The organism is Bacteroides sp. An279 (assembly GCF_002159615.1).
GTDB lineage: Bacteria > Bacteroidota > Bacteroidia > Bacteroidales > Bacteroidaceae > Phocaeicola > Phocaeicola intestinalis.
In genome coordinates this window covers 1-2387 of record NZ_NFJA01000178.1, presented here as the reverse complement: position 1 = coordinate 2387, position 2387 = coordinate 1, and the positions used below count along the sequence as shown (strand labels likewise).

The window sequence follows — 2387 nt, the reverse complement described above, 5'->3', positions numbered from 1 at the left end:
CCTGTTCTTCGTCAGATAGCCCGCTATCTTCCTCATCACAGAAGCGGAAATGCCTCAAAAACTCATCCCAAATCATCGCACGATAAATTCAAAACAGCTTCTAAATCAATATAAAGATTAGAGCCTGTCTGGGTTTATCGTGTGCTGATTGGGGATGTTTTTTGTAGAGACGCAAAATTTAGCATCTCTACTATAAGGAAGATAGCGGGCTATCTGATCATTAAAGATAAATCTGGCAATCCGTATCAGCATAAAGCGATGAATCTGCTGGCTTTATCAAGGAGTTTCATCCGCTTCCATTGGCAGATGAAGATGATAGACCGGTATACTTATTTACAAGCTATCGGGCAAAGATGTTTGCTGGAATTATCTTACAACATCTTCAATGCTAGCTTGATGACTTGTTCTACAGTAGCATCGGGATCGGCTTTTAGGATACTAGCCACGGCTTTGTGCGTAGGAGCCTGTGCGAAACCTAACATAACCAGGGCGGCTACGGCTTCTTCGTAGATTTCGGTGTTGACAGATGCAGATATGGATGATACGGTCTCCGCCTCGGTAATACCTGTGGAGGCTATCTTGTCTTTCAGTTCGACAATGATGCGTTGCGCTGTTTTCAGCCCGATACCTTTTACGGTTTTCAGTAATTTGTCGTTTCCGCTGCTGATGACGTTGCACAATTCATTGGGAGAAAGAGCGGAGAGGATCATCCGTGCCGTGTTGCCTCCGATGCCCGAAACGGTGATGAGCAAAAGGAAAAGCTCGCGCTCTTGCTTGGTGGCGAAGCCGTAGAGCACATGGGCGTCTTCGCGGATTGCCTCGTAGATGAAGAGTTTGACTTCCTGCTTCCCTTGAATGGCGGAAAAGGTGTTGAGTGAGACATTGATGCCATAGCCTACACCGTGGCATTCTACTATTGCCATGGCGGGAGTCAGTTCGGTAAGTTCTCCTTTGATATATTCAATCATCTTTTTTGCTGCAATTTCTAATTTCGATGCAAAAATAGGCATAAGAAAGTTATAAATCATAAGTTTTGTGATAATATTTTCAAAATCGCCTCTTTCCGGTATGTCACGAATCGTTTCGTTTTTCTATCTTTGTGGCGTAAAAGTCGGTGAGTGACACACCACAGATTACACAGATTAGTTCAATTGAAGATTCATTTTAAAACATCAAACACGATGAAGAAAATTAGAGCAGCCGTAGTGGGTTACGGTAATATCGGAAAATTTACGCTGGAAGCGCTGGAAGCGGCTCCCGATTTCGAAGTGGCAGGTATCGTGCGCCGTCATGGGGCGGAAAACAAGCCTGCCGAGTTGGCAAACTATGAAGTGGTGAAAGACATCAAAGAACTGAAAGACGTGGATGTTGCCATTCTTGCCACTCCGACGCGCAGCGTAGAGCAGTACGCCAAAGAAATCCTCGCACTCGGTATCAACACCGTGGACAGCTTTGATATCCATACACAAATCAGCGACTTGCGCCGTACATTGGGCGAAGTGGCTAAGGCAAACAATACCGTATCGGTTATTTCGGCAGGCTGGGACCCGGGAAGTGACTCGGTAGTACGTACCTTGCTGGAAGCCATTGCTCCGAAAGGCATTACCTATACCAACTTCGGTCCGGGCCGCAGCATGGGGCATTCTGTAGCTGTGCGTGCGATTGCCGGTGTGAAAGATGCGTTGTCGATGACTATTCCGGTAGGTACGGGTATTCATCGCCGTATGGTATATGTAGAGCTGGAAGAGGGTGCCGACTTCAAGCAGGTAGAAGCAGCTATCAAAGCTGACCCGTATTTCGTGAATGACGAAACGCACGTGAAACAAGTCGCTTGTGTGGACGACCTGAACGATGTAGGCCACGGTGTGAACTTGGTTCGCAAAGGTGTATCGGGCAAGACTCATAACCAATTGTTCGAATTTGATATGAAAATCAACAATCCGGCTCTGACTGCCCAAGTACTGGTATGCGTAGCCCGCGCCTCGATGCGTCAGCAACCGGGATGCTACACAATGATTGAGATTCCGGTGGTAGACCTCCTTCCGGGAGACCGTGATGAATGGGTGGCACATCTGGTATAATCTGGACGGAATCACATTGAAATAACAAAGACGCAGAAGTGTAAACGGATTATTATACTTCTGCGTCTTTCTTGTTTCAAAGATATTAACCTTGCACCTTCCAGTCGTCAATGGTTCCGGTCTGCGAGGAGAAGCTGGCACCTATTTTATATATAAGTCGCCTGTCGGAAGCATACGGGCGTGCGTAGCCTTTTTCCTCTATCTGCTTTAGGGCTTCGTCTGCCGAACCGTCCAGTTTGAACTCAAAGATATAGACGTAATCGGGTGTCTCTACGATGCAGTCCACCCGTCCTTCGCTCTGTTCCT

General features: G+C 46.9%; 3 protein-coding genes. 1 reads left to right on the top strand and 2 read right to left on the bottom strand.

What is annotated here, in order from left to right:
- Positions 1 to 371: 371 nt before the first annotated feature.
- Complete coding sequence (ruvA, locus tag B5F78_RS16370; protein WP_087407243.1) at positions 372 to 968, bottom strand: Holliday junction branch migration protein RuvA; 597 nt, start codon at positions 966 to 968, stop codon at positions 372 to 374.
- A gap of 213 nt (positions 969 to 1181) precedes the next feature.
- Here ruvA and B5F78_RS16365 point away from each other — a divergent pair, with 213 nt between their 5' ends.
- The gene (locus B5F78_RS16365) at positions 1182 to 2081 is read left to right on the top strand and encodes a diaminopimelate dehydrogenase (RefSeq protein WP_013618489.1); all 900 of its coding nucleotides are present in this window, start codon (positions 1182 to 1184) and stop codon (positions 2079 to 2081) included.
- A gap of 85 nt (positions 2082 to 2166) precedes the next feature.
- Here B5F78_RS16365 and B5F78_RS16360 read toward each other — a convergent pair.
- Positions 2167 to 2387 (bottom strand): PD-(D/E)XK nuclease domain-containing protein (locus B5F78_RS16360; RefSeq protein ID WP_206421967.1); only part of this gene is annotated, 221 nt, incomplete at its 5' end.